Origin of the sequence: Ketogulonicigenium vulgare WSH-001, from assembly GCF_000223375.1 — a bacterium.
GTDB classification, from domain to species: Bacteria; Pseudomonadota; Alphaproteobacteria; order Rhodobacterales; family Rhodobacteraceae; genus Ketogulonicigenium; species Ketogulonicigenium vulgare.
Genome location: NC_017384.1, coordinates 1,227,941 through 1,254,261, shown reverse-complemented (window position 1 = coordinate 1,254,261; position 26,321 = coordinate 1,227,941). Strand labels below are relative to the sequence as shown.

The 26,321-nt window shown below is 61.3% G+C and carries 25 protein-coding genes and 2 tRNA genes; 12 read left to right on the top strand and 15 right to left on the bottom strand.

Annotation, left to right across the window (positions count from 1 at the left end; genetic code table 11):
• Genes KVU_RS06230 through KVU_RS06220 form a run of 3 tightly spaced genes read left to right on the top strand, consistent with a single transcriptional unit; the run spans position 1 to position 2,485 of the window.
• A complete protein-coding gene (locus KVU_RS06230; protein WP_013384496.1) occupies positions 1-942 on the top strand; it encodes an alpha-E domain-containing protein in 942 nt (313 codons plus the stop codon).
• Complete coding sequence (locus tag KVU_RS06225; RefSeq protein ID WP_014537781.1) at positions 935-1,741, top strand: transglutaminase family protein; 807 nt, start codon at positions 935-937, stop codon at positions 1,739-1,741. Before KVU_RS06230 ends, KVU_RS06225 begins: the two co-directional genes overlap by 8 nt.
• 9 nt (positions 1,742-1,750) lie before the next feature.
• A complete protein-coding gene (locus KVU_RS06220) occupies positions 1,751-2,485 on the top strand; it encodes a proteasome-type protease (protein WP_013384494.1) in 735 nt (244 codons plus the stop codon).
• A 58-nt stretch (positions 2,486-2,543) separates the two neighbouring features.
• Here the strand turns inward: KVU_RS06220 and KVU_RS06215 are convergent, their stop codons facing one another.
• On the bottom strand, positions 2,544-3,152 hold the full coding sequence (locus tag KVU_RS06215; RefSeq protein WP_013384493.1) for an outer membrane protein: 609 nt from the start codon (positions 3,150-3,152) through the stop codon (positions 2,544-2,546).
• A gap of 208 nt (positions 3,153-3,360) precedes the next feature.
• A complete protein-coding gene (locus KVU_RS06210; protein WP_013384492.1) occupies positions 3,361-4,380 on the bottom strand; it encodes an LLM class flavin-dependent oxidoreductase in 1,020 nt (339 codons plus the stop codon).
• 267 nt (positions 4,381-4,647) lie between these two features.
• Between KVU_RS06210 and KVU_RS06205 the strand changes: the two genes are divergently transcribed.
• Together KVU_RS06205 and KVU_RS06200 are read left to right on the top strand one after the other, a co-directional pair.
• Positions 4,648-4,724 (top strand) — tRNA-Asp (locus tag KVU_RS06205).
• Between the two features lie 28 nt (positions 4,725-4,752).
• A tRNA-Asp gene (locus tag KVU_RS06200) sits at positions 4,753-4,829 on the top strand.
• 109 nt (positions 4,830-4,938) lie between these two features.
• Here KVU_RS06200 and KVU_RS06195 read toward each other — a convergent pair.
• Together KVU_RS06195 and KVU_RS06190 are read right to left on the bottom strand one after the other, a co-directional pair.
• Positions 4,939-5,886: a glucokinase gene (locus tag KVU_RS06195; protein WP_013384491.1), complete on the bottom strand. Its 948-nt coding sequence runs from the start codon at positions 5,884-5,886 to the stop codon at positions 4,939-4,941.
• Positions 5,883-6,992: a Ppx/GppA phosphatase family protein gene (locus tag KVU_RS06190; protein WP_013384490.1), complete on the bottom strand. Its 1,110-nt coding sequence runs from the start codon at positions 6,990-6,992 to the stop codon at positions 5,883-5,885. Before KVU_RS06190 ends, KVU_RS06195 begins: the two co-directional genes overlap by 4 nt.
• Positions 6,993-7,170: 178 nt before the next feature.
• Here KVU_RS06190 and KVU_RS06185 point away from each other — a divergent pair, with 178 nt between their 5' ends.
• On the top strand, positions 7,171-7,920 hold the full coding sequence (locus KVU_RS06185; protein ID WP_013384488.1) for an RlmE family RNA methyltransferase: 750 nt from the start codon (positions 7,171-7,173) through the stop codon (positions 7,918-7,920).
• 33 nt (positions 7,921-7,953) lie between these two features.
• Here the strand turns inward: KVU_RS06185 and KVU_RS06180 are convergent, their stop codons facing one another.
• The 4 genes from KVU_RS06180 to KVU_RS06165 all read right to left on the bottom strand — a co-directional run bounded on the left by KVU_RS06180 (position 7,954) and on the right by KVU_RS06165 (position 13,192).
• Positions 7,954-9,594, bottom strand: a complete 1,641-nt coding sequence (locus KVU_RS06180) for an ABC transporter ATP-binding protein (protein ID WP_013384487.1) — start codon at positions 9,592-9,594, stop codon at positions 7,954-7,956.
• Entirely contained in the window at positions 9,591-10,529 is a 939-nt protein-coding gene (locus KVU_RS06175) for an ABC transporter permease (protein WP_013384486.1), read from the bottom strand. The genes KVU_RS06180 and KVU_RS06175 overlap by 4 nt, the downstream gene beginning before the upstream one ends.
• 1 nt (position 10,530) lies before the next feature.
• A complete protein-coding gene (locus KVU_RS06170; RefSeq protein WP_013384485.1) occupies positions 10,531-11,514 on the bottom strand; it encodes an ABC transporter permease in 984 nt (327 codons plus the stop codon).
• Between the two features lie 97 nt (positions 11,515-11,611).
• Positions 11,612-13,192, bottom strand: coding sequence for an ABC transporter substrate-binding protein (locus tag KVU_RS06165; protein WP_013384484.1), 1,581 nt, complete (start codon positions 13,190-13,192; stop codon positions 11,612-11,614).
• Positions 13,193-13,534: 342 nt separating this feature from the next.
• Between KVU_RS06165 and KVU_RS06160 the strand changes: the two genes are divergently transcribed.
• The 3 genes from KVU_RS06160 to dusA are packed head-to-tail and all read left to right on the top strand — an operon-like array spanning position 13,535 to position 18,940.
• Entirely contained in the window at positions 13,535-14,827 is a 1,293-nt protein-coding gene (locus tag KVU_RS06160; protein WP_013384483.1) for an efflux RND transporter periplasmic adaptor subunit, read from the top strand.
• Between the two features lie 2 nt (positions 14,828-14,829).
• Complete coding sequence (locus KVU_RS06155) at positions 14,830-17,958, top strand: efflux RND transporter permease subunit (protein ID WP_014537777.1); 3,129 nt, start codon at positions 14,830-14,832, stop codon at positions 17,956-17,958.
• Complete coding sequence (gene dusA, locus KVU_RS06150) at positions 17,951-18,940, top strand: tRNA dihydrouridine(20/20a) synthase DusA (protein ID WP_013384482.1); 990 nt, start codon at positions 17,951-17,953, stop codon at positions 18,938-18,940. Before KVU_RS06155 ends, dusA begins: the two co-directional genes overlap by 8 nt.
• On the opposite strand, the gene ruvX is transcribed toward dusA, so the two are convergent.
• Positions 18,929-19,399, bottom strand: coding sequence for a Holliday junction resolvase RuvX (ruvX, locus tag KVU_RS06145; RefSeq protein WP_013384481.1), 471 nt, complete (start codon positions 19,397-19,399; stop codon positions 18,929-18,931). The two genes, dusA and ruvX, sit on opposite strands and share 12 nt — an antisense overlap.
• On the bottom strand, positions 19,396-20,607 hold the full coding sequence (ccmI, locus tag KVU_RS06140) for a c-type cytochrome biogenesis protein CcmI (protein WP_014537776.1): 1,212 nt from the start codon (positions 20,605-20,607) through the stop codon (positions 19,396-19,398). The genes ruvX and ccmI overlap by 4 nt, the downstream gene beginning before the upstream one ends.
• Positions 20,608-20,774: 167 nt before the next feature.
• Between ccmI and KVU_RS06135 the strand changes: the two genes are divergently transcribed.
• A complete protein-coding gene (locus KVU_RS06135; protein WP_013384479.1) occupies positions 20,775-21,071 on the top strand; it encodes a hypothetical protein in 297 nt (98 codons plus the stop codon).
• Positions 21,072-21,134: 63 nt separating this feature from the next.
• On the opposite strand, the gene guaA is transcribed toward KVU_RS06135, so the two are convergent.
• Both guaA and KVU_RS06125 read right to left on the bottom strand, forming a co-directional pair.
• Positions 21,135-22,697: a glutamine-hydrolyzing GMP synthase gene (gene guaA / locus KVU_RS06130; protein ID WP_193365340.1), complete on the bottom strand. Its 1,563-nt coding sequence runs from the start codon at positions 22,695-22,697 to the stop codon at positions 21,135-21,137.
• Positions 22,698-22,700: 3 nt separating this feature from the next.
• On the bottom strand, positions 22,701-23,024 hold the full coding sequence (locus tag KVU_RS06125; protein ID WP_013384477.1) for a DUF6477 family protein: 324 nt from the start codon (positions 23,022-23,024) through the stop codon (positions 22,701-22,703).
• Positions 23,025-23,247: 223 nt separating this feature from the next.
• Here KVU_RS06125 and KVU_RS06120 point away from each other — a divergent pair, with 223 nt between their 5' ends.
• The gene (locus KVU_RS06120; protein ID WP_420812003.1) at positions 23,248-24,321 is read left to right on the top strand and encodes a DUF6456 domain-containing protein; all 1,074 of its coding nucleotides are present in this window, start codon (positions 23,248-23,250) and stop codon (positions 24,319-24,321) included.
• Here KVU_RS06120 and KVU_RS16120 read toward each other — a convergent pair whose 3' ends face one another.
• Both KVU_RS16120 and hpt read right to left on the bottom strand, forming a co-directional pair.
• On the bottom strand, positions 24,322-24,498 hold the full coding sequence (locus KVU_RS16120; RefSeq protein WP_013384475.1) for a hypothetical protein: 177 nt from the start codon (positions 24,496-24,498) through the stop codon (positions 24,322-24,324). It lies immediately after the preceding gene.
• Positions 24,495-25,058, bottom strand: a complete 564-nt coding sequence (gene hpt, locus KVU_RS06115; RefSeq protein ID WP_013384474.1) for a hypoxanthine phosphoribosyltransferase — start codon at positions 25,056-25,058, stop codon at positions 24,495-24,497. The genes KVU_RS16120 and hpt overlap by 4 nt, the downstream gene beginning before the upstream one ends.
• 149 nt (positions 25,059-25,207) lie before the next feature.
• On the opposite strand from hpt, the gene KVU_RS06110 reads away from it, so the two are divergent.
• Positions 25,208-25,663: a type II toxin-antitoxin system RatA family toxin gene (locus KVU_RS06110; protein ID WP_013384473.1), complete on the top strand. Its 456-nt coding sequence runs from the start codon at positions 25,208-25,210 to the stop codon at positions 25,661-25,663.
• On the opposite strand, the gene KVU_RS06105 is transcribed toward KVU_RS06110, so the two are convergent.
• The gene (locus KVU_RS06105) at positions 25,660-26,298 is read right to left on the bottom strand and encodes a thiamine phosphate synthase (RefSeq protein ID WP_013384472.1); all 639 of its coding nucleotides are present in this window, start codon (positions 26,296-26,298) and stop codon (positions 25,660-25,662) included. The genes KVU_RS06110 and KVU_RS06105 overlap by 4 nt on opposite strands.
• Positions 26,299-26,321: the final 23 nt, after the last annotated feature.

The following is a 26,321-nucleotide window of genomic DNA, read 5'->3' as shown; positions in this document are numbered from 1 at the left end:
ATGCTGGGAAAAACGGCCGGTGGCCTTTATTGGATGTTCCGCTATCTGGAACGGTCGGAAAATACCGCGCGGATGATCGCGGCGGGAATGCGTCTGGCGCTGACCAGCCCGGACGGGGACGAAGAATGGTCGTCTATCTTGCAATCTGCCACGATGGATTGGGGCTATCAGCAGAAATACGGCACCAGCATCACCCGCGCGACAGCGGTCGACTGGATGCTGCGCGACCGCGAGAATCCCTCCTCGGTCATCAACGTGGTCGAGGGCGCGCGCAACAACGCCCGCCTTGTGCGCACGGCACTGACCCGCGAAGTGTGGGAGGCGGTGAACCAGACCTGGATGCTGCTGCGTGATCTGCTGAAAAGCCACGTGAAAGAAAGCGATCTGCCGTATGTTCTGCAGGTGATCCGCCAGCAATCCGCCTATGTGCGGGGGGCGGTCTCGGGCACGATGCTGCGCAATGACATCCACAACTTTATCCGCCTTGGCACGTTTATTGAACGCGCTGACAACACGGCGCGGATCATCGACGTGAAATATTTCGTCCTGCTGCCCAATGCGTCGGCGGTGGGCAGTACGCTGGATAATGTGCAATGGGACAGCATTTTGCGCATCCTGTCGGGCGAGGGCGGGTATCGGCTGACCTATGGCCAAGACCCCCGTCCGCGCGAGATTGCGCAGTTCCTGATCCTCGACCGCCGGATGCCGCGCAGCCTTGCCTATTGCGGTGCGGTGCTGGCGTCGAACATGCAGCATCTGGCGCGCGACTATGACCAACGCGTGCACAGCCACGCGCTGATCGAGGCGCTTAGCGTCACCCATCTGTCGCGCGGCGTCGATGAGATCTTTGAATTCGGCCTGCACGAATTCTTGCAGGATTTCATGGGGTTCATCGCCGAAATCAGCGCCCAGATCGAAGTGGATTACCGGTTTTATGAGTGAGATGATGCGCCTCAATATCCGCCATGTGACCTCCTATGATTACGATGGGCCAGTGCCATACGGGCTATTGCAATTGCGGATGACACCGCGCCCCGGCGCGACGCAAAACGTGATCGCGTGGAAAACCACTGTGGCGGGCGGCAAGATGCAGCTGGCGTTTGACGATCAACACAGCAATCGGGTCGAGCTTTTGGCCTTTGACCCGGGCACGACCGCGTTGCAGATCATCAGCGAAGGCGTGGTCGAGGTGCGTGATGCGGCTGGGGTCACCGGTCTGCATCAGGGCTATGCGCCGTTGTGGTTATTTGAGCGCCCGACGCCGCGCACCCAATCTGGAGCCAAGGTGCGCGCATTGGTGGCAAGCATCAGCAAGGGCCTGCCATCGCTCGAGGCGATGCATGTGCTGATGGCCGCGGTCAGTGATGCGGTGCGCTATAAAATTGGCGAGACAGACAGCGGCACCACCGCCGAAGAGGCGCTGACCCTTGGCCAAGGTGTGTGCCAGGACCACGCGCATGTCTTTATCTCCGCCGCGCGGCTGATGGGATATCCGGCGCGCTATGTCTCGGGGTATCTCTCCTCTGACGGAGATTCGGATGCCGCCCACGCCTGGGCCGAGGCCTATTTGCCCGACCTTGGCTGGGTGGGATTTGACGCGGCCAACAGCATTTGCCCTGATGCGCGCTATGTGCGGGTTGCAACGGGGCTGGACTACGCCGAGGCTGCCCCTGTATCAGGCACAAGGCACGGCCCCGCCGAGGAGCGTCTTTCCGTCAACGTCGTCGTGCAGCAACAATAGGGGCATTGCATGACATATTGCTGCGCGTTGCGCATGGCAGACGGTCTGATCTTTATGGCCGATACACGCACCAATGCGGGTCTGGATAATATCTCGACCTATCGCAAGCTGTTTACCTGGAGCAACGAGAACGCCCATGTGACCTTGATGACGGCGGGCAATTTGGCCACGACGCAGGCCGTCGTCAGCCTGCTTGAGGAGCGCACCAAAGCCCCCGGCGAGCGATCGCCCGCGCTGCTGGAATTACCGTCGATGTTTCAGGTGGCGCAGTTGGTCGGGCAGACTCTGCGCGATGTGATCGGCAATTACGCCGAAGGCGGCCCGCGCGCCGATTCGATGTATAATGCATCGATCATTGTGGGCGGCCAGGTCAGGGGCGGCGATCCACGCCTGTTCATGATCTACCCCGAGGGTAATTTCATCGAAGCCGGGGCCGACACGCCTTTCTTGCAGATTGGCGAGACGAAATATGGTCGCCCGATTCTGGTGCGCGCCTTTGATCCCGGCATGAGCTATGAGGCGGCGGTGAAATTGCTGCTGGTCAGCTTTGATTCGACGCTAAAGGCGAACCTGTCTGTCGGCCTGCCGTTTGATGCGTTGATCTATCGCCGCGACGGCTTTGATGCGGGCCATGCGTGGCGGATCACGCAAGATGACAGCTATTATCAGATGATCTCGAATTCTTGGGGCGAGGCGCTGCGCGGTGCGTTCCAAAGCCTGCCGGACCCCGAGCTGGGTCGCTAGTATAAAAGTCGGCAGATATAAAAAAGGGGCACCAAATGGTGCCCCTTCTTGCTTCTGATTAGAAGCGGTAGTTGACGCCCAGCTTGACGCCTTGGCCTTCAACCGAAACGCCTTGGACGTCGTCGAAGTCGGCGAAGCTGTATTCAGCAAAGCCCGAGATGTTCTGGGTGAACAGCTTTTCAACGCCGACGCCATAGGTTGCGCCTTCGAGGTCGTACGAAGTGCCAGCGACTTCAGCGTCCGACCAGGTGTAGCCAGCCGAAACGTAGGGCAGCCAGGTGTCCAGTGCGTAACCAGCACGTGCGAATACAGCTGCGCTGTCTTTACGCTCTGCGGTTGCACCGAAAACGTCGCCGTCTTCGTTGTTGTAGGCGTATTCAGCGCCCAGACCCAGAACCCACGAACCGAACTGCCAGTCGTAACCGCCGCGCAGGGCAACGCCAACGCCGTCGATCGATTCGCTGGTGCCGCCGACCGAACCTTCGGTCTCGCCGTAGGTCAGGGCTGCACCGGCATAGGCGCCAGCCCAGGTGGTGACGGGAGCAGGTGCTGCGATCACAACAGGTGCTGCAACCGGGGCCTCAATGGTCGGTGCTGCCAGGCCGCCAGCTTGGGCGAAGGTTGCCGAAGCAACAAGAGCGGTGGTCGCTACGATAAGGTTTTTCATTTTCTTCTCCTCGTTTAACGCGGGTACTGCTGCCGCGTGGTAACGTGCGGACCGTTTTTGGTCCCCGCGCCGTACCTGCTGATAGCTGCGGCCTAACGCGCTGACTTTCAAGCGGTCGGGGGTCACATAATTGTCAGGAAACGGTTAACTTTTGTAATCCGGCGGAGTTTGGCCGCCATGCCGTCGGGGCATCGGCGGCCTTTAGCCGTTAGCGCCAATTCAGCGCTGGCGCCACTTGCGAAATGATCGATTCCAGCAGGTGAGCGTTGTATTCCACGCCCAACTGGTTTGGGATCGTCAAAAGCAGCGTATCTGCCTCGGCAATGCCCTCGTCTTCGGCCAGCTCTTTCGCCAGTTGATCCGGTTCAGCGGCATAGGATCGGCCAAAGATCGAACGGGTGTCGTTAATAAATCCGATCTGATCGCGGCTTTCACCATCGCGCCCGAAATAGGCCCGGTCCTGATCATTGGTGATAGCGAAAATGCTGCGGCTGACCGAGACGCGGGGCGTGCCTGCGTGACCGGCCTCTTTCCATGCATCGCGATAGAGGCGAATCTGCTCGGCCTGCTGGACATGGAACGGCTTGCCGTTCTCGTCATCCTTCAGGGTCGAGCTTTGCAGGTTCATCCCCAGCTGCCCGGCCCAGACCGCCGTCGCGTTCGAGCCCGCGCCCCACCAGATGCGCTCACGTAGGCCGGCCGAAAACGGCTCGAGCCGCAAGAGGCCCGGCGGGTTCGGGAACATCGGGCGCGGATTCGGCTGGGCAAAGCCCTTGCCCTCTATCGCGTCCAGAAACACCTGCGCGTGGCGACGGCCCATATCTGCATCGGTCTCGCCCTCGGCAGGGGCAAAGCCGAAATAGCGCCAGCCATCAATCACCTGTTCGGGCGAGCCGCGGCTGATGCCCAGTTGCAGGCGGCCACCCGCGATCAGGTCCGCAGCTCCCGCATCCTCGGCCATATAAAGGGGGTTCTCATAGCGCATGTCGATCACGCCGGTGCCGATCTCGATTCGGCTGGTGCGCGCGCCCACAGCGGCCAGCAGCGGGAAGGGCGAGGCCAGTTGGCGCGCAAAATGGTGCACGCGGTAATAGGCGCCATCGACGCCAACCTTTTCGGCCTCGACCGCCAGTTCAATGGATTGGCGCAGCACATCGGCGGCGCTGCGGGTTTTGGAATAGGGGGCATCCGACCAGTGGCCGAACGACAGGAAGCCGATTTTCTTCATAATACCCTCCGGGGCGCGGTTTTGCTTTAACGTTAAGGTCATGCATCTGCGCGGGTTTTTAAAGAGGGTGCTGCCCTGCGGGGGCGCACAGTGGATGTGCAGGCCGAGGCAGTGTCGCGTACCTGTCATCACCTGACCTTAGGTGACGGTCAAAGGATGCGATAAATCACGCTTTACGTAGCGCACATCGCCGCTTGCGCGCTTGACGGCCCCGATGCCGATGCGTAGAAGGCCCATACCGGTTCACAAGCCGGTTAGCAGCGAAGCGCGGTTGTAGCTCAGTCGGTTAGAGTACCGGCCTGTCACGCCGGGGGTCGCGGGTTCGAGCCCCGTCAACCGCGCCACTGCTGATCTTTGTGAATGGAACGATGCGCGGTTGTAGCTCAGTTGGTTAGAGTACCGGCCTGTCACGCCGGGGGTCGCGGGTTCGAGCCCCGTCAACCGCGCCATCATTCACCCAAGGTGATGAAAAATAACCGCTTCGGCGGTTATTTTCATTTTTAAACCCTGCATATTATCGCCCTGATGCAAGCGCCCCGAAGGGCGCTTGGGGACGCGTTAGTTCTGCGCGACGCGCAAGGCGCAGCCTTCGAGGGCGGCGAAATCGTCGCCGATCACCGAAAGCGCGAAATCTTGCATGATGGCGCTGATCTTGCCCTTGGCGGCAAAGGCGTCGTGAAAGACCGTTTGCAGATGCGGCTGGCGCAGCCAGGGCGTCAGGGCCTGCCCAAAGCCGCCGGTCAGATAGATACCGCCGCGCGGCAGGAAGATCAGCGCAAGGTCACCCACAACCCCGCCCAGCAGCTCGATCGCGACTTCCAGCGTCTTCAGGGCCTTTGCCTCGCCATCCTCACAGCGCGCGAGCAGCGCGGGGGGCGTGGCTTTCTCGCCGTGCAGCGCGGCGTGGATATGGGCGAATCCGGTGCCAGATAGCGCGTCCTCGACCTGTGCTTGGCCCAGGTTCGCCAAAAGCCAGTCGACAACCTTGCGGCCGTCCGCCGTATGGGCGGGCAGCGAGGCATGGCCCGCCTCGGCCGCAGGAACCAACACGCCCGATTCAATCGGCAGCACAAAGGCGGCGTTATAGCCGGTGCCAAGGCCGACGACCAAACGCGGCGCGCGGATGTCGCGTTCGGCAGACAGCACCGGCGTCAGTTGGTCGGGCGCAAGGGCGGGCAGCGCATAGCCCTGTGCCTGCAAGTCATTGATTAAAATGCAGCGATTCGCCGATGTGCGGGTGGCAATCTCGGGCGCATGGATGGTCCAGGCCAAGTTTGTCATCCGGCCCGTATCACCGCTGATCGGCCCGGCCAGCGCGAAACAGGCGCTGTGGGGTTTGGTATCGGGGCAGCATTCCGCCAGATATTCATCCAGAATATCATTCAGCTGCCGGCCTTCGTTCTGAAAACGGCGCACCGTATCATGCAGCACAACGCCCGCCGCCGATAGCGCGAGGCGCGTGTTCGTTCCACCGATATCCGCAACAAGAGAGAGTTCAGTCGTCATTTGGGCTCCAGAATCAGGCCGTCAGCACTCATCTGCGCGTAAAGCAGACCTTCGCGCAGGCCGCGATCGGCGACCGACAGACGCTCTGTCGGCCACAGACGCAGCAGGGTTTGTAAAATAGCGGCCCCTGACATGATCAGCGCGTGGCGATCCCGTCCAATACGCGGGTCGGTTCGGCGCCCCTCGGGGCCGAGGCTTAGGTAATCGCGGATCACCGCATCAATCTGGCTGGATGTCATTTGCAATCCGTCAACCTTGGTGCGGTCATAACGCTTTAATCCGAGGTGGCTGGCCGCCACCGTGGTCACAGTGCCCGAAGTGCCGATGATCTGGAAGCCCTCTTGCGGCTGCGCTTGCGAAGATGGTGCAAAAGCAGACAGGTGCTCTTCGAAATACCAGCTCATCAGCGCGAAACGGGCGGCGTCATCCTCGACATCCTGAAACTGCTCGCGCAGCGTGGCAACGCCCAAGGGGACGGAAATCCAGTCCACGACTTTGGCATGAGGTTTGTTCGGATCAGCGGGGCGAAAGCCCGCATGCAACCGCATGATCGCGCGCGAGCGTTCGCGTTCGGGCACCGCTGTCAGATCCAACCAGACAAGCTCGGTCGAGCCGCCGCCGATATCCACCACCAGCACCTGTTCGGCCTTTGGCGAGACCAAAGGCGCGCAAGAGATGACGGCAAGGCGGGCCTCTTCCTCGGGCGTGATGATATCCAGTTGCAGGCCGGTTTCGCGCCGCACCTGCGCAATGAACGCGCGTCCATTGCTGGCGCGGCGGCAGGCCTCGGTCGCGACAAGGCGCATGTGTTTCACGCCGTGCCGCACCAGCTTTTGCTTGCAGATATGCAAAGCCGCAATCGTGCGCTGCATGGCAGGGCGCGAAAGTTTGCCGCTGCTTTCCAGACCCTGACCCAATTGGACGGATTTGGAGAAGCTATCAACAACCTGCAGTTGATTGCCATGGGGTTGAGCAATCAACATGCGACAGCTATTCGTGCCCAGATCCAATGCGGCATAAAGCCTGGATCGGGCATGGTTCTTCTGCGCGGGCGACTCGACCGCCTTCGGGAACGCGCCCGCGCGTTGGGGACGCCTGGGCGGCATGATCCCGCCCTCCTTTATCAAGTTAAGACAGAAGTTAAGAAGACTGTGACCCTTTCGCAAGGTGGAAGGCGCGATCAGCATGGGAAATCACGCATAGCCCTTGGGTCAACTGCTTGCGTTCCATGGCCGACAGGGGATAAAAGCCGTGACTTCGCAGCATTGCCTATAGGATTGACCCATGACCAAACCCCCATCAAAGACAGGCGGCACCTCTGGCCGGGGGCAGCGCGACCTGACGGTCAAGGTCAAGACGGCCAAAGGGCGTAAACTGTCCTCGACCAAATGGTTGGAACGGCAGCTGAACGACCCCTATGTGGTGCGCGCGCGCGCCGAAGGCTATCGTGGTCGCGCCGCCTATAAGATCATGGAATTGGACGATAAATTCGGATTCCTGAAACCGGGCGCCCGCGTGGTTGACCTTGGCTGTGCGCCAGGTGGCTGGTTGCAGGTTGCGGTGCCGCGCATCAACGCGCTGGGCGAGCGCGCTGGCAAGCCGGTCGGGCGTATTCTGGGCCTCGATCTGCAAGTGGTCGATCCCGTGCCGGGGGCCGAGGTGCATGTGCTGGACTTTCTGGCCGACGATGCCGATCTGCAGGTCAAAGAATGGCTGGGCGGGCAGGCGGATGTGGTGATGTCCGACATGGCCGCATCCGCATCCGGCCACAAACAGACCGATCACCTGCGTATTATCGCCCTGTGCGAGGCTGCGGCCTATCTGGCCTTTGACGTGTTAACGCCGGGTGGCACATTCGTGTGCAAGGTGCTGGCGGGCGGTGCCGAGGGCGAGCTGCAAAAGATCCTGAAGCAGAAATTTACCAAGGTCGAGAACGTGAAGCCGCCATCGTCGCGGTCGGATAGTTCGGAAAAATTCGTGGTAGCGACAGGCTATCGCGGGCGCACCGAAGACGTCGCCGAGACCGAAGAATAGTAAAAAGGCCGGCGATTGCGCCGGCCTTTTCCTTTATGCGACTGCGTCGAGGTCAGGGACCGCGTCCAGCAGCATCTTTGTGTAATCCGCCTGCGGATTGTCAAAGATCTGATCGACCGGCCCGCTTTCGACCAGCACGCCGCGATGCAGCACACCGACGTCCAGCGCCATCTGACGGATCACCGCAAGGTTGTGGCTGATCAGCAGATAGGTCAGGCCATGTTCCTCTTGCAGGCGCGCCATCAGATCCAGCACCTGCGCCTGTACCGAGACGTCCAGCGCGGATGTCGGCTCGTCGCAGACGATGAAGGCCGGTTGGCTCGATAGGGCGCGTGCGATGGCGATGCGCTGGCGTTGCCCGCCCGAGAATTCATGCGGGAACTTGTCCATCACCGCCGGATCAAGGCGCACCTCACGCAAAAGCTCTGCCACGCGGTCGGTCATCTCGGACCCACCTTTGGACAGGCCAAGGGCGCGCAGTGGTTCTGCAATGATATCCTTGACCCGCCAGCGTGGGTTCAGGCTGGCATAGGGATCTTGGAAGATCATCTGCACGTTGCGACGGCGCTGTTCGGCCCCCTCGCGGTCGGCCCAGACATCTTGACCGCCCACCAGCACACGGCCAGCGGTCGGACGGATCAGCCCCGCGATCATCCGCGCGCAGGTGGATTTACCCGAGCCGGATTCGCCCACAAGGCCATAGGTCTTGCCGCGCGGGATGCTAAAGCTGACCTTGTCCACGGCACGGAACGTCGTCGCGCCCTTGCCAAACAGCCGCGCGATGACGCCGCCGCCTGCGTTGAAATCACAAACCAGATCCTCGACCGCGACATGGGTGTCGGGGCGGGGGGCAGCGATTTCAGCCGCAGCGGCAACAGCACCGCGGCTGATCGTCGGGATCGAGGCGATCAGCTTTTTGGTGTAATCCGCCTGCGGATTGCGGATGATCTGACCGACAGGGCCGGTTTCAACCACTTGGCCAAGGTTCATCACCATCACGCGGTCGGCGATCTGGGCGATCACGCCCATATCATGCGTGATCAGCATGATGGCCGTGCCGCGCCGCGCACATAGATCCTTCAGCACCTGAATGATCTGCTTTTGCACCGACACATCAAGGGCCGAGGTCGGCTCGTCCGCGATGACCAGCTCCGGCTCGGCCGCGATGGCAAGGGCAATCACCACACGCTGGCGCATTCCGCCCGAAAACTGGTGCGGATAGGCGTCAATGCGGCTGGCGGCATCGGGGATGCCAGCCTCGGACAAAAGGCTGACCGCCCGCTCGCGCGCCTTATCGACCGACAGATCCATATGCTGGCGGATCGTCTCGATCAGCTGGTCGCCAATGGTGAACAGCGGGTTCAGCGAGGTCAGCGGGTCTTGGGTGACAAGGCCGATGCGCTTGCCGCGCAGCTTGGCCATCTCTTCCTCGGGCAGCTGGTCGATGCGCTGACCGGTCAGATAGACTTCGCCACTGGTGATCTGGCCCGGAGGCTCGATCAGTTTGATGACGGCGGAACCGGTCATGGATTTACCAGCCCCGGATTCGCCGACAACGCCCAGCACTTCGCCCGCCGCGATTTCGAAACTGACCCCCCGCAGCACATGGGACGTGCCACGGCGCAGCGGGAAGTCAACGACAAGGTTATCAACCTTCAGAACAGGAGGGGTCATTTACGCAGCCTCGGGTTCAGGGCGTCACGCAGCCAGTCACCAAGCAGGTTAACCGACAGCGCCAGCAGGATCAGTGTGAGAGCGGGGAAGGCAAGGATCCACCATTCGCCCGAGAACAAGAAGCGTTGGCCGATACGGATCAATGTGCCAAGGCTGGGCTGGGTTGGCGGCACACCGACGCCCAGGAAGGACAGGGTCGCTTCCTCGATAATCGCCAGCGCAAGGCTGATGGTGCCGATAACCAGCACGGGGCCCATCACGTTCGGCAGCACATGGCGCAGGATGATCGCAATCGGATTGCGTCCCAGCAGGCGTGCCGCGTTCACATAGTCCTTTTGGCTCTCCACCATGGTCGAGCCGCGCACCGTCCGCGCGAATTGCGCCCAGTTTGACAGACCGATCGCAAGGATCAGCACCCAGACGGCCATCGCATTGCGTTGGTTCGCAGGCAGGATGCCTTGTGCGACGCCAAAGATCAGCAGCGCGATCAGAATGGCCGGAAACGACAGTTGCACGTCAGCGATACGCATGATGATCGTATCCACCAGACCGCCGCGATAGCCCGCGATCAGCCCCAGCGAGATGCCGATCAGCATCGCAAGGCCGGTCGCCATAAAGCCGACAAACAGCGACACGCGCGAGCCATAGAAGATCGTCGACAGCATATCGCGGCCCTGATCATCCGTCCCCAGCAGATAGGTATTGCCGGAAAAGCTGTCGCCGCCCGGGGGGGTAAAGCCATCCATCAGATTGTTCGACTGCGGAATGAACGGCGTATAGGGCGAGATCAGCGGCGCGAACACCGCCATACCGATCAGCGCAAAGGCAACAATTGCCGCAACGATGACGACGGGGGACGAACGAAACGACCACCAGATATCGCTGTTAAAGATCCGCTGCAGGCGGGTTGGGTTTTGGGATTGGGTGTCGCTCATATCAGGCCCCCGCACGCGCGCCGATACGCAGGCGCGGATCGACAAGATAGTAAAGGATATCAACAACAAGGTTGATCATGACGAAGACCAGCGCGATGAACATCAGATAGGCGGCCATCACCGGCACATCGACAACCTGCACCGAATTGATGAACAGCGAGCCGACACCCGGCCATTGGAACACGGTCTCGGTCACGACGGCAAAGGCGATGATCGAGCCCAGTTGCAGACCGGTGATCGTGATCACGGGCACCAGCGTGTTTTTCAGCGCATGGCGAAAGTTGATCGCGCGTTCGGGCAGGCCGCGGGCGCGGGCGAAACGGATGTAATCTTGGCGCAGCACCTCTAGCATTTCTGATCGCACCAGCCGCATGATCAGCGTCATCTGGAACAGCGACAGCGTGATCGCAGGCAGGATCAGCGACCTCAGGCCCGATTGGGTAAAGAAACCGCTGCGCCACCATGGGGCGATCTGCACTGTTTCGCCGCGTCCAAAGGATGGCAGCCACTGCAATTCAACCGCAAAGATATAGATCAGCCCGATACCGATCAGGAAGGTCGGCAGCGACACCCCCACCAGCGACAGCGACATGATCAGCCCCGCGCCAAAGGATTTACGCCGCAAAGCGGTGAAAATGCCAAGGCCGACGCCGATAAACAGCGCCAGGATCACCGAAACCAGCGCCAGTTCCAACGTGGCGGGCAGGCGGTCAAAGATCAGCTGTGTGACGGGCAGTTGCAGGCGATAGGAAATACCGAAATTGCCTTGGACGGCATTGGTAATGAATGTCCAGAACTGGACATAGAACGGGTCATTGAGGCCAAGCTCTTGGCGCATACGTTCCATGTCTTCAAGACGTGTGTCCTGTCCGACCATGGACGCAATGGGGTCACCGACATAGCGGAAGATAAGAAACGCAATAAGCGCAACCGCCAGCATGACCACCACCGACTGCGCAAGGCGGCGCAGAATGAATACCAGCATGTGGTGTAACTTTCTTGATCAAAGAGCCCGCGCAGCTTTCGCCGGCAGGCCGTTTGGGCCCACCTGATCACAGGCAGGCCCAGCGGTTTCGTTCCGATCAGTCCGAAATCGTAACAGTGTTCAGCAGCGGCTGGTTTTCCGGGTGAACCGCAACTTCCAGATTGCCGCGCGTGGCATAGGCCAGAACCTGATTGTGGATCGGCAGGACCATACGCTCGGCCTGGATGATCTCCCAGATCGCGGCGATGGTTGCGTTACGCACATCAAGGTCGACTTCCGTGCCCAGCGATTCGATCATCGCATCCACTTCGGGGTTCGAATAGAGGCCGCCGTTATAGGCGCCGTACGAACCCTCTTTCGAGTGGATCAGGTCGTTGAAGTTATAGGCCGAGTCAAAGGTCGGTACACCCCAGCCCAGCATATAGAAGTCGGTCTCGTTCGCGGTGATCAGCGGCGAGTGCTGCGCAACGGGGCGCGAGGCCAGCGTCACTTGGATGCCGATCTGCCCCAGGAAGTTCACCAGCGCCTGCGAAATCGCTTCGTCATTGACATAGCGGTTGTTCGGCGTGTCCAGCGTGACGGTGAAGCCATCGGGATAGCCAGCCTCGGCCATCAGCTCACGCGCGCGGGCGACGTCCGTTGCGGGATAGGCGTCCAGTTCTTCGGTCCAGCCGTTTACGAAGGGCGGCACGACGATACCGGTCGGCACCGATTGGCCACGCATCACAACGCGTTGGATCGCATCGCGGTCAACGGCGAGGTGGATCGCTTCGCGCACCAGCGGGTTCTGGAACGGGTTCACATCGGTGACATTCGACGACCGCAGCGGTGCATCATCCATACGATAGGCGAAATAGATGCTGCGGTTTTCTGCGCCGGTGGTGACGGTGATGCCGTCAGTCGACTGCAGACGCTCGATATCCTGCACGGGGACGTCTTGGACAAAGTCAACTTCGCCCGACAGCAGCGCTGCGATGCGGGTTGCGTTCTCGGTGATGGGCAGGAAGACGATCTCGGTCACAGCGGGCGCATCCGCCCAGTGGCCTTCGAATACGGTCAGGCGCGAACGCACGTCAGGCTCGCGCTCGGCCAGGATATAGGGGCCGGTGCCGTTGGTGTTACGCACGGCATAATTGTCCTCGCCGGCAGCGTAATCCTGCACTTCGGTGACGTTGTTTTCTTCGGACCATTCCTTATCCATGATAAAGGTGTTGGTCAGGTTGTTCGGGTACAGCGGCGAGGGGCCATTCATATGCACTTCGACGGTCAGATCGTCGACAGCGACGACGCTGGCCACGTCAGCATGCAGCTGGCGCATGTTCGACTTTTCCGAACGGGCGCGGTCCAGCGAGAAGACGACGTCTTCGGCGGTGAACGGGTTGCCGTTGTGGAAGGTCACGCCTTCGCGCAGGGTAAAGACCCATACGTTCGGCTCGCCCTCTTTCGTGGCCCATTCGGTCGCCAGACGCGGCGACAGCGAGCCATCGACTTCGCGGTTCACCAGCGTTTCATAGATGTGATGCGCAAAGTTGTGCGTGACGCCCTGGTTTTGCGAATGGGGGTCGAGGGTCAGGGCATCGCTGGAGCGTGCCCAGCGGACTGTTTCTGCCGATGCGCCAGTGACCAGCATTGTGCTGGCCAGCAGTGCGGCCGTGATGCGCAGAAAGGTCTTTGACATAATAAGTCTCCGATCTTGGTGTGTATCTTCCTCCCCGTTCCCGGCAGCAGGACTTTGGCTGTTCAAAACAATTACAGGCCATGACGTACGGGTTGGTCGGGTAAGACAAAATTGCATATCTGGGGGTGTTGACTCAACTGTCATGCACGAATTGGGCACATATTTTTTGCAGGAGGTAAAAATTTTTGCGCGCTTTTGGTATCAAAGCCCTGATTTGTTGCACGAAACATATGTTAAGATTGGTAAGACATCGCATTTTTACCCAGCTTCCCCTTTAACTAAGGGGCCTGCGTCATTATCGATTGGCACCAAAGCGCATCCGCACATTGAATGAGGTCACTTATGGCTCACTCCGAAGGCAACGAATCGCTCGAAACGCCGAAAGCTGCAGCAACGCCTGTGGTTTCAGACGGGAAAGCGGTGCCTGATACGGCAAAACCGGAATGGGCCATGTCGCGCCGCGAGGCCGAGAACGCGCGCCGTCTGCGCGAAGGCAAGAAGCCAAAGCGTCGCATCCTGCCGTGGGTGCTGCTGGGGGTCGCGGTGATTGGCATTGGTGCCTATGTCATTAACCAACAGATGGAAGCGCAGCGTGTTGCAGCCGAGGCCGCCGCGAATCCGCCGCCCGCGCCCGAGGTGCCGCGCAAGCTGATCAACAGCGCCGAAAGCACCGTGGTTGCGCCGCGTTTGCTGCAACGTCAGGTGCGCGTCACCGGCGCGCTGAACCCGGTCAGCAGCGTGACTTTTTCTGCCGAGGCCAGCGGTGTCGTGGAAAGCGTCGCTGTCCGCGTCGGCGACCGCGTGCGCGCGGGCGATGTGTTGGTGCAGGTCAATGTCGAGGCGCTGACCCTTCAGTTGAACCTTGCCCGCTCCAACGCCGAGGCGACCCGCGTTCAACTGGGTCTGGCCGAGTCGCAGCTCGCGCGCGTGACGGAATTGGTGGGGCGGGGCGCATCGACCAGCTCGGCGCTGGACGAATCGCGCACCAATGTCGAGGCGACGCGCGCCAGCCTGTCCGCGATGCAAGACCAGATCCGTTCGGCCGAATTGAACCTGTCCAAGGCGACGCTGACCGCGCCCTTTGACGGCATCGTCGCCACGCGCGAGGCCGAGCCGGGCGCCTTCGTCTCGGTCGGAACGCCCTTGCTGACCTTGGTCGACATGTCGCGGATGGAGATGCTGGCCAATGCGGCGGTGGTTGATAGCGTCGAGCTGGCCCCTGATCAGCAGGTTGCAGTGACCGTCGATGGTATCACCGGCCGCACGTTCGAGGGCGAGGTTGAACGGATCAGCCCCGTCGCCACCACCGGCAGCCGCACCATTCCCGTCAGCATTATGATCGACAACACCGACGGCACATTGCGCGGCGGTATGTTCGGGATCGGTCAGGTCGTGACCCAAGAGGCACCGGACGCCATCGCCATTCCCGCCGCGGCGATCCGCACCGACAGCGGCACCTCTTTCGTATTGGTCGTGGTCAATGACACGGTCGAGCGGCGCGACATCACCACCGGCCCGCGCTGGGCAGGCGAACTTGTGCAAGTGACCGAAGGTTTGGCGGCAGGTGATCGCGTGATTACGCTGCCATTGTCGAACCTCGCGGTCGGTGACCTTGTCACCATAGCCGAGGGCTGATCATGTTTCTGACCCGTGTCAGCGTAAGCCAACCCGTTTTCGCAGCGATGGTGATGGTCGGGATCATGGTGCTGGGGATTTTCTCGTTCAACCGCCTCGCGGTCGAGCAATTCCCCGACATCGACTTTCCCGTTGTCGCCGCCGTTGTGACCTATCAAGGCGCATCCCCCGAGGCGGTCGAGACGGATATTATCAAGCCCATTGAGGAGACGGTGAATACCATCTCGGGGATTGATACGATCCAGTCCATCGCGCAGCCCTCGCGCGCGATGGTCATCATGCAATTCGACCTCGAGGTGAACAGCGCCGATGCTGTCCAGGACGTGCGCGAAAAGCTAAACCAAATCGCCGCAAGCTTCCCCGATGCGGCCAATGATCCGGTGATCTTGCGGTTTGACCCGGCGGCTATGCCGTTGATTTCGCTTGCGATCAGCTCGGATTCCATGGCGAGCGAGGATCTGACCCAATTGGCCGACGATGTCATCGTGCCGCGCCTGTCGATGATTTCGGGCGTCGGTAGCGCCTCGGTCGTGGGGGGCTTGGATCGTCAGGTGAACATCTTGCTCGATCCCGACCGCATGAATGCCTTTGGCGTCACCGCCAGCGAGATTATTCAGGCTGTCGGCGCCGAAAACGTTGATATTTCGGCAGGTGAATTCGACGATGGGATCGAAGTGCAATCAGTGCAGATCGAGGGCCGGATCGAGAACCAGGACGATTTCGCACAGATCATCGTTGCGCGCCGGGGCGGCCAGCCCGTGCATCTGGGCGATGTGGCGCATATCGAACTTGGCACTGCGCAGGTGACATCGCTGGCGATGCTGAACGGTCAATCTGCGCTGGCTATTGATGTGGTCAAACAACAAGGGGCGAATACGGTCGGCGTTGCCGAAGATATTCGCCACGCCGTTGCCGAACTGACCAATGGCCAACTGCCGGAGGGCGTCCAGATCGACGTGGTGGTCGATGGCTCGACCGCGGTCGAGGAAAGCTATCACACCGTTTTGAACATGATCATCGAAGGGGCGGCGCTTGCGACGCTGATCGTGTTCCTGTTCCTGAATTCATGGCGCTCGACAGTGATTACCGGGCTGACGCTGCCGATCTCGCTGATCGGCACGATGACCGTGCTGCTGATGCTGGGCTTTACCCTGAACGTGATGACGCTGATGGCGCTGTCGCTGGCGGTGGGCCTGCTGATCGACGATGCGATCGTGGTGCGTGAAAACATCATGCGCCACCTGCATATGGGCAAAACCCACGTGCAGGCGGCGCTGGATGGTACCAACGAGATCGGCCTTGCCGTGTTGGCCACCACTTTGTCCATTGTTGCCGTGTTCCTGCCTGTTGCCTTTATGGAAGGCATCATGGGCCGGTTCTTCTTGCAATTTGGCGTCACGGTTGCGGTGGCTGTGTCGATCTCGATGTTCGTCGCGTTCACGCTTGACCCGATGCTCTCCTCGATCTGGTATGACCCGGCGGCGGATAAGACGGCGAAAAAAGGGCCGATCTGGAAGCTGATCAACCATTTCGACGTATTTTTCGAGCATCTGTCCCATGGCTATCGGCGTGTGCTGCGCTGGTCGCTGCGGCACCGGTTCACGACGCTGTTCATTGCACTGTTGGCCTTGGTCGGGGCTTTTGCGCTGATCCCGCGTGTGGGCGGGGAATTCGCGCCCGCCGGTGACAGCAGCGAGTTTACCGTCACCTTGGAGACGCCCGCAGGCTCGTCGCTGGATTACACCGCGCTTAAGGTGCAGCAAGCGACCGATATCCTGAACACCTTTCCAGAGGTGATCCGCACCTATGCAACGGTCGCGTCGGGATCGTCGGTTGATGGCACCACGACCGCCACCATCACTGTCGCAATGGTCCCCAGCCTCGAGCGGACGATCACCCCGACCGAGATCACCATCCCCGTTCGTCAGGCGCTGACTGCGCTGCCGGGGGTCGAGGTCAAAGTTGCTGCCGCAGGTGGAATGGGCATGACCTCGGCGCCGATCCAGATCCGGGTGCAGGGCGAATCGCTCAACGTTCTGGGCGAGCTGAGCGATGATCTGGTTGGCCGACTGCGGGGCATCACCGGCCTTGCCGATGTGACCTCTAGCATGTCGGTGGCACAGCCCGTGCTGGGCGTGCGGATCAACCGCGATGCAGCCAGTGATCTGGGGCTGTCCTTGGGCAGTATCGGCAACATGCTGCAGCCGATGATGGCGGGCACTGATGTCGGCGATTGGACGGATGATGCCGATAACAGCTTTACCGTCTATATCCGCCTGCCCAGCGAGATCCGCTCCGATGCGGCAGAGCTGGGCAAGCTGCCGGTTGGCGTTGGCAGCGATGGCACGCTGATCCAACTGGCACAGGTCGCCGATATCGTACAATCCGTCGGCGCGTCCGAGATCAACCGATACAACCAGATGCGCACCGTTCTGGTCGAGGCCAATATCGAAGGCGTCGACTTCACCACGGCCATGGCCGCGACCCAATCCGCGATTGATGCGCTGGATCTGCCCCCCGGTTATCGCGCCGGAATGGGCGGCGAGGCCGAGGATCTGGGCGAGGCCGCAGGCTCGGCCGCGCAGGCGCTGCTGCTGGCCGTGATCGCGATCTATCTGGTACTGGCCTCGCAGTTCGGCAGCCTGACACAGCCCTTTGCGATCATGATGGCCCTGCCGCTGTCGCTGATCGGGGTGGTGGTTGGGCTGCTGGTCGGTGGATCGACGCTGAACATCTATTCGGCGATCGGTTTCATCATGCTGATGGGTCTGGTGGTAAAGAACGCGATTCTATTGGTGGACAATGCCAACCAGCATGTGCGCGGCGGAATGAACCTGTATGATTCCCTGATCGAAGCCGGCTTTACCCGTTTCCGCCCGATCATCATGACGACGCTGGCGATGATTTTCGGCATGTTGCCGATGGCGCTGAACCTGCATGGCGGCTCGGGCACCAACGCGCCGATGGCCCATGCGGTGATCGGGGGGCTGATCTCTTCGACCATCCTGACGCTGGTTGTGGTGCCTGTTGTGTTGACCTTTATCGACACATTTGGCAAACGCGTGCGCCGCTTCTTCCCAAGCGCACCCGACCATGGCCACAGCGAGGCAACAGGACAGGCGCATGACTGATTTGAACAAAGCGGCGCGGCTCTCCGTCGCGCCGATGATCGACTGGACCGATAGCAATTGCCGGATCTTTCACCGGCAGTTCAGCCGCAATGCGCTGCTGTATACAGAGATGGTGACCGCCCCCGCCGTGATCCATGGCCCGCGCGCGCGGCTGTTGGGCTATCGCGATGCCGAACATCCCGTCGCGCTGCAACTGGGCGGTGCCGATCCCGCACAACTGCGCGAGGCGGTGCGGATCGCGGCGGATTGGAATTATGACGAGATCAACCTGAACTGCGGCTGCCCCTCGGACCGCGTGCAATCGGGCGCCTTTGGTGCGGTGCTGATGCGTCAGCCTGATCTGGTCGCCGAAATCCTGTCCGAGATGATCGCGGCGAGCCCGGTCGAAGTGACGCTGAAATGTCGCATTGGCGTGGATGACCAAGAACCGTCCGACATCCTGCCCGCGTTCCTTGAAAAGGTCGCCGCCTCAGGCGTGCGGCGCGTCATCATCCATGCGCGCAAGGCCTGGCTGCAAGGCCTGTCGCCCAAGGAAAATCGCGATATCCCGCCGCTGGATTACGATCTGGTCTTTGCGATGAAAGCGGCCTTTCCCGATTTGCACATCAGCCTGAATGGCGGTGTGAAATCGCTGGCCGAGGCGCAGGCGCTGTTGGATCGCGGCCTTGATGGCGTGATGATCGGCCGCGCGGCCTATCACGAGCCCGCTGACATCCTGGGCCAAGCCGATCCGCTGATCTGGGGCGAGGGGCACGCGATCAGCGCCGAAGAAGCCGTCCATGCCATGTTCCCCGTGATCGAGGATCACCTGCGCGCAGGCGGCCGGTTGCATCAGATCACCCGCCACATGCTGGGTGCCTTTGCGGGCCGCCCGGGCGCGCGTCAATGGCGGCGTATTCTGTCAGAGGAAGCGAACCGCGACGGCGCGGGGCTGCATACGGTGGAAAAGGCCCTCGCGGCGATGGACCAGCTAGCGGCGTAGGTGCCGCAGACGGTCCAGCACGCCTTGTAGAATAAAGCCCGCCGCGACATGGTCGATCACCTCGTCGCGGCGTTTGCGCGATGTATCCGCCTCGAGCAAGGCGCGTTCGGCGGCGACGGTCGACAGACGTTCATCCCAATAGACGATGGGCAGATCGGTCAGGCGCGACAGGTTGCGGGCAAAGGCGCGGGTGGATTGGGCGCGCGGCCCCTCGGACCCGTCCATATTCAGCGGCAGGCCCAGCACAATCCCGGCGATATTGCGCGCGGCGATGATTTTCAGCAATGCCTCGGCATCAAGCGAGAATTTCTTACGCTTGATCGTCTCCAGCGGGCTGGCGACCGACAGCATCAGATCGGACACGGCAACACCAATCGTCACAGTGCCCAGATCCAACCCGCAGACCGCGCGCATAGGCGGCAGGGCTGCGGCGAAATCCTCGACGCTTTCGCAGATCACGGTAGCGGCGTGACCGGCGCGGTACCGGCCTCCTCGACCAAGGCCAGCGCTTCGGGGTCGGCGGCAAAGGTGGTGCGGGCTTCGGCCACGATCAGCGCGGCGCGTTGATGCTCGCCGAGGGTGCGCAGGGCGCGCACCATTTGCGCCCATTCGCCCGCCGAGCCACCGGTATCCGCCAGACGCTGGCCCAGCTGATCCACCATGTTCTGGATCGCCACGCGCTGTTCAGCGGGCGACATCGCCATGATCTGTTCGGCGGTCGCATTCAGCAGCGCTGGCGGGGTATAGCGGATGCCCGCCAGTTCGGCGATCAGCGTCAACTGGTCATGCATCTGCGTGGTGAACATGCTGCTTTGGGGCGAGTTTTCAATGTAATCGCGCCATGCGGCAAAGGTCAGATCGGGGCGGCCGACATCGGCATCGACCAGACCTTGGTAGAACACCGCGCCGGGGGCCGCAGGATCGCGCGCCAGCGTATCAGCGATCAGATCGCGCGCCTCGGCGGAAATACGGCCATTCGCGGCCGATACCATCGCCTCGATCAGGGCAAGGCGGTCGTCGGTCTCGGCAGTCTCGCCTTTGACCGCGATGATCTGCTGCAGCGCGCTGACGGCACCGGCGTAATCCCCCAGACGATAGTTGAACAGCGCCAGAATCTGCCAGTTCTCGATCGAGGTCGGGTTCGCCTCGGCCGCCTCGCGCAGGCTTTGTTGCAGCGCGGCATAATTCGCGGGGGCATCGGCAGGCGCGGTAAAGGCGGGGGTGTCAGCCTCGAGGCTCGCTTGCGCGGGCAAGGTGGCGCGGGTTTCCTCGGCATCGCTCAGGCGGTTCTCAAACGGCAGATCGGCGCGACCTGGTTGGCCAAGTACCATGTAAAGCGCGGCGGTGCCGCCAAACAGGACAACCGCAGTGACAGCCGCAATCGCGATGCTGGCGGCGCGGGGCGCGGTGCCGGTTGGGCCGCGGCGGGTGCCGTCAGCGGTCAGGATGCGCCGCGAGATTTCCGTGCGGGCGCGCTCGGCCTCCTCGGGCAGCAAGGTGCCGCGCGCCAGGTCACGGTCAATCTCGGACAATTGCTGGCGATAGATCGTTATATCTTCCGAGGCCTGTTCAGTTTCCGCATCGACGGGCAAACGGCGCAACAGCGGCGCAATCATCCCAAGGGCGATGATCAGCACCAAAACCAGCGCGACGATCCAGAAAGTCATCTTGGCCTCCTATATGACAGGGCTGGCCCCTCCTTAACGGGGGAAGGGCGTGGTTGAAAGGGCAGACGGAAGTTTGCCGGTTCAACCCCGCTCACAATCGTTCGATTGACAGGCGCGGGGCGGGGGTCAAGACTGGCGCTACTTTACTGTAATGACGGAGGTTTAAGATGACCGATCCCATGCAGAACCCCCCGCCGCCGCGCAATGCAGGCTGGGGATCTATCATTCTGATCGTCGCCGCAATCGCCATCGTTCTGGCGCTGCTCTATTCGATCTTTATGCCCAGTGGCCCAACTGACACCACGCCGGCAGAGCCGCCGGCGGCCGTCACACCTGCGCCTGAAGCGACGCCTGCGCCCATGCCCGAGCCGACGCCGACACCCGCGCCGGAACCCGTGCCCGCGCCGACACCCACACCTACGCCGGCGCCCACACCTGCGCCGACAACACCCGCAACACCATAAGCGGGCATGACAAAGGAAAAGGCCGCGCAACGATCTGTTGCGCGGCCTTTTTATGTCAAAGGGTTATTCCCACTCGATCGTGCCGGGCGGCTTTGACGTGATATCATAGGTCACGCGGTTGATGCCCGGCACTTCATTGATGATCCGTGTTGCGGTTTCACCAAGGAATTCATGGGTATAGGGGTAGTAATCCGCCGTCATCCCATCGACCGAAGTCACCGCGCGCAGGGCGCAGGCAAAGTCATAGGTGCGGCCATCGCCCATCACGCCGACGGTGCGCACGGGCAGGATCGCGACAAAGGCTTGCCAGATCTCGTCATACAGACCGTGCTTGCGGATCTGGTCGATATAGACGGCATCGGCGTTGCGCAGAATGTCCAGCTTTTCGCGGGTCACTTCACCGGGGCAGCGAATCGCAAGGCCGGGGCCGGGGAAGGGGTGGCGACGGATGAACTGCTCGGGCAGGCCCAGCTCGCGGCCCAAGGCGCGCACTTCGTCCTTGAACAGCTCGCGCAGTGGCTCGACCAGTTTCAGGCCCATCTTTTCGGGCAGACCGCCCACATTGTGGTGCGATTTGATCGTCACCGAAGGTCCGCCCGAGAAGCTGACCGATTCGATCACATCCGGATACAGCGTGCCTTGCGCCAGGAATTCGGCGCCGTCGATCTCTTTGGCGTATTTGTCAAAGACGTCGATGAACAGCTTGCCGATGGTCTTACGCTTGACTTCCGGGTCGGTCACGCCTTCCAGCGCGCCCAGGAACATCTCGCTTTCGTCCGCTGCAATCAGGTTCAGATTGTAGTTTTCGCGGAACATCCGCGTCACTTCGATCGCTTCGTCCTTGCGCAGCAAGCCATGGTCCACAAAGACGCAGGTCAGCTGATCGCCAATCGCCTCGTTGATCAAGATCGCGGTGACCGAGCTGTCAACGCCGCCCGACAGGGCGCAGATGACTTGCTTGTCGCCAACCTGATCGCGGATCTGCTGGATCGCTTGCTCGCGGTAGCCAGCCATCGTCCAGTCGCCAGTGAAACCGGCCAGACGGATGAAATTCTCATACAGCTTCGCGCCCTTGGGGGTGTGGTGCACCTCGGGGTGGAACTGTACGGCAAAGAAGTTGCGCTCGGTATCGGCAGTGATCGCGAAAGGCGCATTCGGCGAGGTGCCGTAAACCTTGAACCCCGGCGCGATGGCCGAGACATGGTCGCCGTGGCTCATCCAGACCTGTTCATTGCCAGCGGCGAACCAGCCGTCCAGAATGTTCAGCGCATCGGCGGCGGGCGTCACAAAGGCGCGGCCGAATTCTGCCGTGCCGTGACCGCGTTCCACCTTGCCGCCCAGTTGGGTCATCATGGTCTGCTGACCATAACAGATGCCAAGGACGGGAACACCAAAGTCCCACAGGGCTTCGGGGGCGCGGGGGCTGCCCTCGCGCGTCACGCTATCGGGGCCGCCCGACAGGATCACGGCTTTGGGGGCGAAATCCCGCAGAAAAGCGTCGGTGACATTCTGATAGGGATGAATTTCGCAGTAGACATTCAGCTCGCGCAGGCGGCGCGCGATCAGCTGCGTCACCTGGCTGCCAAAGTCGATGATGAGGAGGCGATCATGATGTGTCATGGGCAGGCTTTAGGCTGCATCAGCGGGCCTTTCAAGGGGGTTTTGCGCCGTTATGCGGGCCGTAGCGTCGCAGATATGGGCCTCGGCCAGCAGCGCGGCCAGCAGCGCGATATGTTCGGGGATGGAATAGGTGGCGCTGCCGGTCAGGCGGGTGGCGTTGACCTCGGCCTCGGTCTCGATCAGCGCCTCCAGCGCGTGGCCGGGCGCGGGCAGGCGCAGCAGATGCAACAGCCGCGGTAGCATGACCGTGCGGTTGTAGTCCTCTAGGGCGAATCGGGCGGCGTTTACCAATAGGCGCGGGCGGCGCAGGTCAGTCAGGGCAGGGTGGGTCATGGCGGCTCCGGGCAAAGATGCGATGAGGCCAGATTGCCACGGCGCAGGGGCCGTTGCGGCAACGCACCGCGCAACGTCCGATTGCGAAACGCCCGTTTAGAAATTTGAAATAATTATGTGAACCTGTGTCTTGCATTAACCAATAGGTAAGGGTTTCGCCTATTGGTTGTGTGCAAGGCCTGCAATGAACAGGTTTCGCAACGCCGGACGAAAGGGTTTCGCGATGGGCAGTAACGATCAGCACCAAGGTGCGCAGGCCGTCCATGTGGATGACGACAGCAACTGGCCGAAATGGCTGCCCGCCGCCGCGCGTCACTATCTGGCCCATACCGAAGACGGCAAACCGATCCGCGAGATTGCCCGCGATGTGCAGGTGCACCCCTCGACCATTCTGCGCCAGATCCGCAAGCTTGAGATGGAGCGGGACGACCCCTTGGTCGATACCGCCCTGCGCGCGTTGTCACGCGACCCGCAGCGCGTCGCGGATGGCAGCCTGACCCGCAAGTTGCAGGCAAAGCCCACCGAGACCCGCGCCAAACGCGCCGAGGATAGTTTTCACGATGCCGAGGCGATGCGCATTTTGAACCGCATGGCCGAGGCAGGCGTGACGCTGGCGCTGGCGGTCGATATGGAAAAGGGCATTCTGGTGCGCGACACCGCCCGCGTTGCGGTTGTCGGTCGCGCTGTCGCCGAACGGCTGGTGCTGCGCAATTGGATTACCTGCGAGACACCGAATGCCCGCATTGCACGCTATCGCATCTCGGCGACCGGCAAGGCGCATCTGCGCGATGTGAAAGAGGCGGGCCGCGCCCCGCTGCCCGCGCTGGACGAGGGTGAGCCGCGCCTGAGCCACTTTCGCAGCACCATGGGCCTTAGCCCATTGCTTGCCCTGGGAAGGCGTCGGGATGGTGACGGAAAGCCCTATCTTTCCAAAGAATTGGTAAGCATAGGTGAGAGATTGCGTGAAGATTTCGAACTGGCCAATATGGCCGCATCCGGCGCGCAGGATTGGTCGCGTTTTCTGACCGGAGCGATTGATGTGCGCGGCTCTGTCGGCGATGGGCCGATTGCCATTATCGACGCCCGCCGCCGCCTGATCGGCGCGCTGCAGGCCATGGGTCCCGGCCTTGGCGAGGTGGCGCTGGCCTGCTGCTGTCATCTGGAAGGGCTTGAGCAGATCGAGCGCCGCAATGGCTGGGCGGCAAGGTCAGGCAAGGTGGTGCTGAAGATCGCGCTGGAACGCCTGTCCACGCATTATCACAACAGTTTCGGGCAATATGCGCCCAAAGTCGGCTGATTAGCGGATCGGCGGCAGGCGCATGCTCTGCGGCCGGAAATCCGCGCCAAAATACCAACTGACCAGCGCAATCGCAAAGCAGATCGCGACGACGATGCCGACGAATCGCACTTGCTTTGCGCTGGGCGGATTTTGCTGCCAGCGCTTCATGCGCATCAGCCAGTGGATAGGGTTCATGCGTCCTCGCCCGAAGTCTGGTCCGTAAAGCGGACTTTACCGATATAGGGCAGGTTACGATTGCGCTGCGCGAAATCAATCCCGTAACCGACGACAAATTCGTCAGGGATCGAAAACCCGATCCAATCGGCCGCAAAGTCTGCCTCGCGGCGCGAGGGCTTATCCAGCAGCGCGATGGTGCGCAGGCGGCGGGGTTTGCGCTCGTTCAGGATGCGGGTGACGTAATGCAGCGTGTGGCCGGTATCGACGATATCCTCGACCAACAGCACATCGCGCCCCTCGATCTTGCCGCGCAAGTCCTTGAGAATGCGCACCTCGCGCGAGCTTTCCATCGCGTCGCCGTAGGAGGATGCCTCAATGAAATCGACCTCGATCGGCAGGTCAATTTCGCGCACCAGATCCGCGATAAAGACAAAGGACCCGCGCAACAGGCCCACGACCACCAGCTTATCCGTATCGGCAAATTCGGCGCCGATGATACGGGCCAGTTCCTCGATACGGGCGGCAATCGCCTTGGCCGAGATCATCTGATCAATGACATAGGGCTTGGGCGCGGTCATATGGCGTTCCTTTTGGCGCTTGCGTCGTTTTCGCGGGCTTATTGCGCCCCAAGGGGTGGTTTGGCAAGAGAGGCAAGGCCGCAGGGGTTGCAACTCGTCCCGCTTTCCCGCAGACCGATTGAAAATCAGCCAATTTCGAGCCTGCCGTCATGACCACCCATCACGAGACCCGCCAATTGCCCTATTCGGGCCAACAGGTTTACGATCTGGTGGCGGATGTGACGGGCTATGCCCAGTTTCTGCCTTGGGTCGCAGGTGCGCGGGTGCGCTCGGTCACGGATCGCGGCGACCATCAGGAAATGCTGGCGGATCTGATCGTCTCGTTCAAACTGTTCCGCGAAAAGTTCGGCAGCCGCGTGTTGCTGTATCCGGATCAGCTGAGGATCGACACCAGCTATATCGACGGGCCGTTCAGCCATATGGAAAGCCGTTGGCAGTTTCGTGACACCGATAGCGGTTGCGAAGTCAGCTTTGACGTCGATTTCGCCTTTCGCAACAAGCTGCTGCAAAGCGCGGCGGGCCTGTTTTTCCACGAGGCGATGCGGCAGATCGTGCAGGCGTTTGAACGCCGTGCCGCAGATCTCTACGGCACGGCTAAAACTTAGCCGCGCGTGGCGGCGACCAGACGCTGATAGGTCGCGACAGGATCTTCGGTCGCCCAGATTTCCTCGCCAAAGCCAAAGAAATCGCTATAGGGCGCAAGCTGGCGGATCAATTCTTCGTCCAGACCCCCTTCGGTCACGGCGGGCACTTCGATCATCTCGCTCCACCACTGGAACAGATCCAGCGTCGCGCGCTCGCCGGTGCCCAGCAGGCTTTGCCCGACGGGGCCAAAGCTGACGTAATCCGCGCCCATATCGCCAGCGGTCATGCCGTCATGGCGCGAGGTGCCGCAATAGGTGCCGACAATCGCGTCTTCGCCCAGATCGCGGCGCATTTTATGGACCGAGCGCGAGCCGTCCGTCAGATGCACACCATCAAGGCCCAGACGCTCGACCAGCAGGGCGTGGTTCTCGATCACCAATGCGATGTCGCGATCATGGGTGATTTGGCGCAGGCTGTCGGCGGCGCGTTGGATCACATCCTCGTCACGGGTCGCCAGCGAAAGACGCACGCAGGATGTCTCGACCGCATCAAGGCAGCGCGCCATCAGATCGGGAAAGACATCCAGATCAAAGGTCGGGGGCGAGATCAGATAGATCTGGGGCAGGTCGTCGGCTGCCGTCGTGGTGTCGGTCATGGCGTTCTCATCAACAAAAGTTG

What these genes read in the sequence shown, in the direction of transcription:
- ccmI (WP_014537776.1), bottom strand. Translation starts at nt 20,607, where the DNA reads ATGACTTTCTGGATCGTCGCGCTGGTTTTGGTGCTGATCATCGCCCTT.
- KVU_RS06215 (WP_013384493.1), bottom strand. Translation starts at nt 3,152, where the DNA reads ATGAAAAACCTTATCGTAGCGACCACCGCTCTTGTTGCTTCGGCAACC.
- KVU_RS06210 (WP_013384492.1), bottom strand. Translation starts at nt 4,380, where the DNA reads ATGAAGAAAATCGGCTTCCTGTCGTTCGGCCACTGGTCGGATGCCCCC.
- dusA (WP_013384482.1), top strand. Translation starts at nt 17,951, where the DNA reads ATGACTGATTTGAACAAAGCGGCGCGGCTCTCCGTCGCGCCGATGATC.
- KVU_RS06225 (WP_014537781.1), top strand. Translation starts at nt 935, where the DNA reads ATGAGTGAGATGATGCGCCTCAATATCCGCCATGTGACCTCCTATGAT.
- KVU_RS06135 (WP_013384479.1), top strand. Translation starts at nt 20,775, where the DNA reads ATGACCGATCCCATGCAGAACCCCCCGCCGCCGCGCAATGCAGGCTGG.
- KVU_RS06155 (WP_014537777.1), top strand. Translation starts at nt 14,830, where the DNA reads ATGTTTCTGACCCGTGTCAGCGTAAGCCAACCCGTTTTCGCAGCGATG.
- KVU_RS06195 (WP_013384491.1), bottom strand. Translation starts at nt 5,886, where the DNA reads ATGACGACTGAACTCTCTCTTGTTGCGGATATCGGTGGAACGAACACG.
- KVU_RS16120 (WP_013384475.1), bottom strand. Translation starts at nt 24,498, where the DNA reads ATGAACCCTATCCACTGGCTGATGCGCATGAAGCGCTGGCAGCAAAAT.
- KVU_RS06180 (WP_013384487.1), bottom strand. Translation starts at nt 9,594, where the DNA reads ATGACCCCTCCTGTTCTGAAGGTTGATAACCTTGTCGTTGACTTCCCG.
- KVU_RS06185 (WP_013384488.1), top strand. Translation starts at nt 7,171, where the DNA reads ATGACCAAACCCCCATCAAAGACAGGCGGCACCTCTGGCCGGGGGCAG.
- KVU_RS06190 (WP_013384490.1), bottom strand. Translation starts at nt 6,992, where the DNA reads ATGCCGCCCAGGCGTCCCCAACGCGCGGGCGCGTTCCCGAAGGCGGTC.
- KVU_RS06175 (WP_013384486.1), bottom strand. Translation starts at nt 10,529, where the DNA reads ATGAGCGACACCCAATCCCAAAACCCAACCCGCCTGCAGCGGATCTTT.
- KVU_RS06110 (WP_013384473.1), top strand. Translation starts at nt 25,208, where the DNA reads ATGACCACCCATCACGAGACCCGCCAATTGCCCTATTCGGGCCAACAG.
- KVU_RS06105 (WP_013384472.1), bottom strand. Translation starts at nt 26,298, where the DNA reads ATGACCGACACCACGACGGCAGCCGACGACCTGCCCCAGATCTATCTG.
- KVU_RS06230 (WP_013384496.1), top strand. Translation starts at nt 1, where the DNA reads ATGCTGGGAAAAACGGCCGGTGGCCTTTATTGGATGTTCCGCTATCTG.
- KVU_RS06170 (WP_013384485.1), bottom strand. Translation starts at nt 11,514, where the DNA reads ATGCTGGTATTCATTCTGCGCCGCCTTGCGCAGTCGGTGGTGGTCATG.
- KVU_RS06160 (WP_013384483.1), top strand. Translation starts at nt 13,535, where the DNA reads ATGGCTCACTCCGAAGGCAACGAATCGCTCGAAACGCCGAAAGCTGCA.
- KVU_RS06220 (WP_013384494.1), top strand. Translation starts at nt 1,751, where the DNA reads ATGACATATTGCTGCGCGTTGCGCATGGCAGACGGTCTGATCTTTATG.
- KVU_RS06125 (WP_013384477.1), bottom strand. Translation starts at nt 23,024, where the DNA reads ATGACCCACCCTGCCCTGACTGACCTGCGCCGCCCGCGCCTATTGGTA.
- KVU_RS06165 (WP_013384484.1), bottom strand. Translation starts at nt 13,192, where the DNA reads ATGTCAAAGACCTTTCTGCGCATCACGGCCGCACTGCTGGCCAGCACA.
- hpt (WP_013384474.1), bottom strand. Translation starts at nt 25,058, where the DNA reads ATGACCGCGCCCAAGCCCTATGTCATTGATCAGATGATCTCGGCCAAG.
- KVU_RS06120 (WP_420812003.1), top strand. Translation starts at nt 23,248, where the DNA reads ATGGGCAGTAACGATCAGCACCAAGGTGCGCAGGCCGTCCATGTGGAT.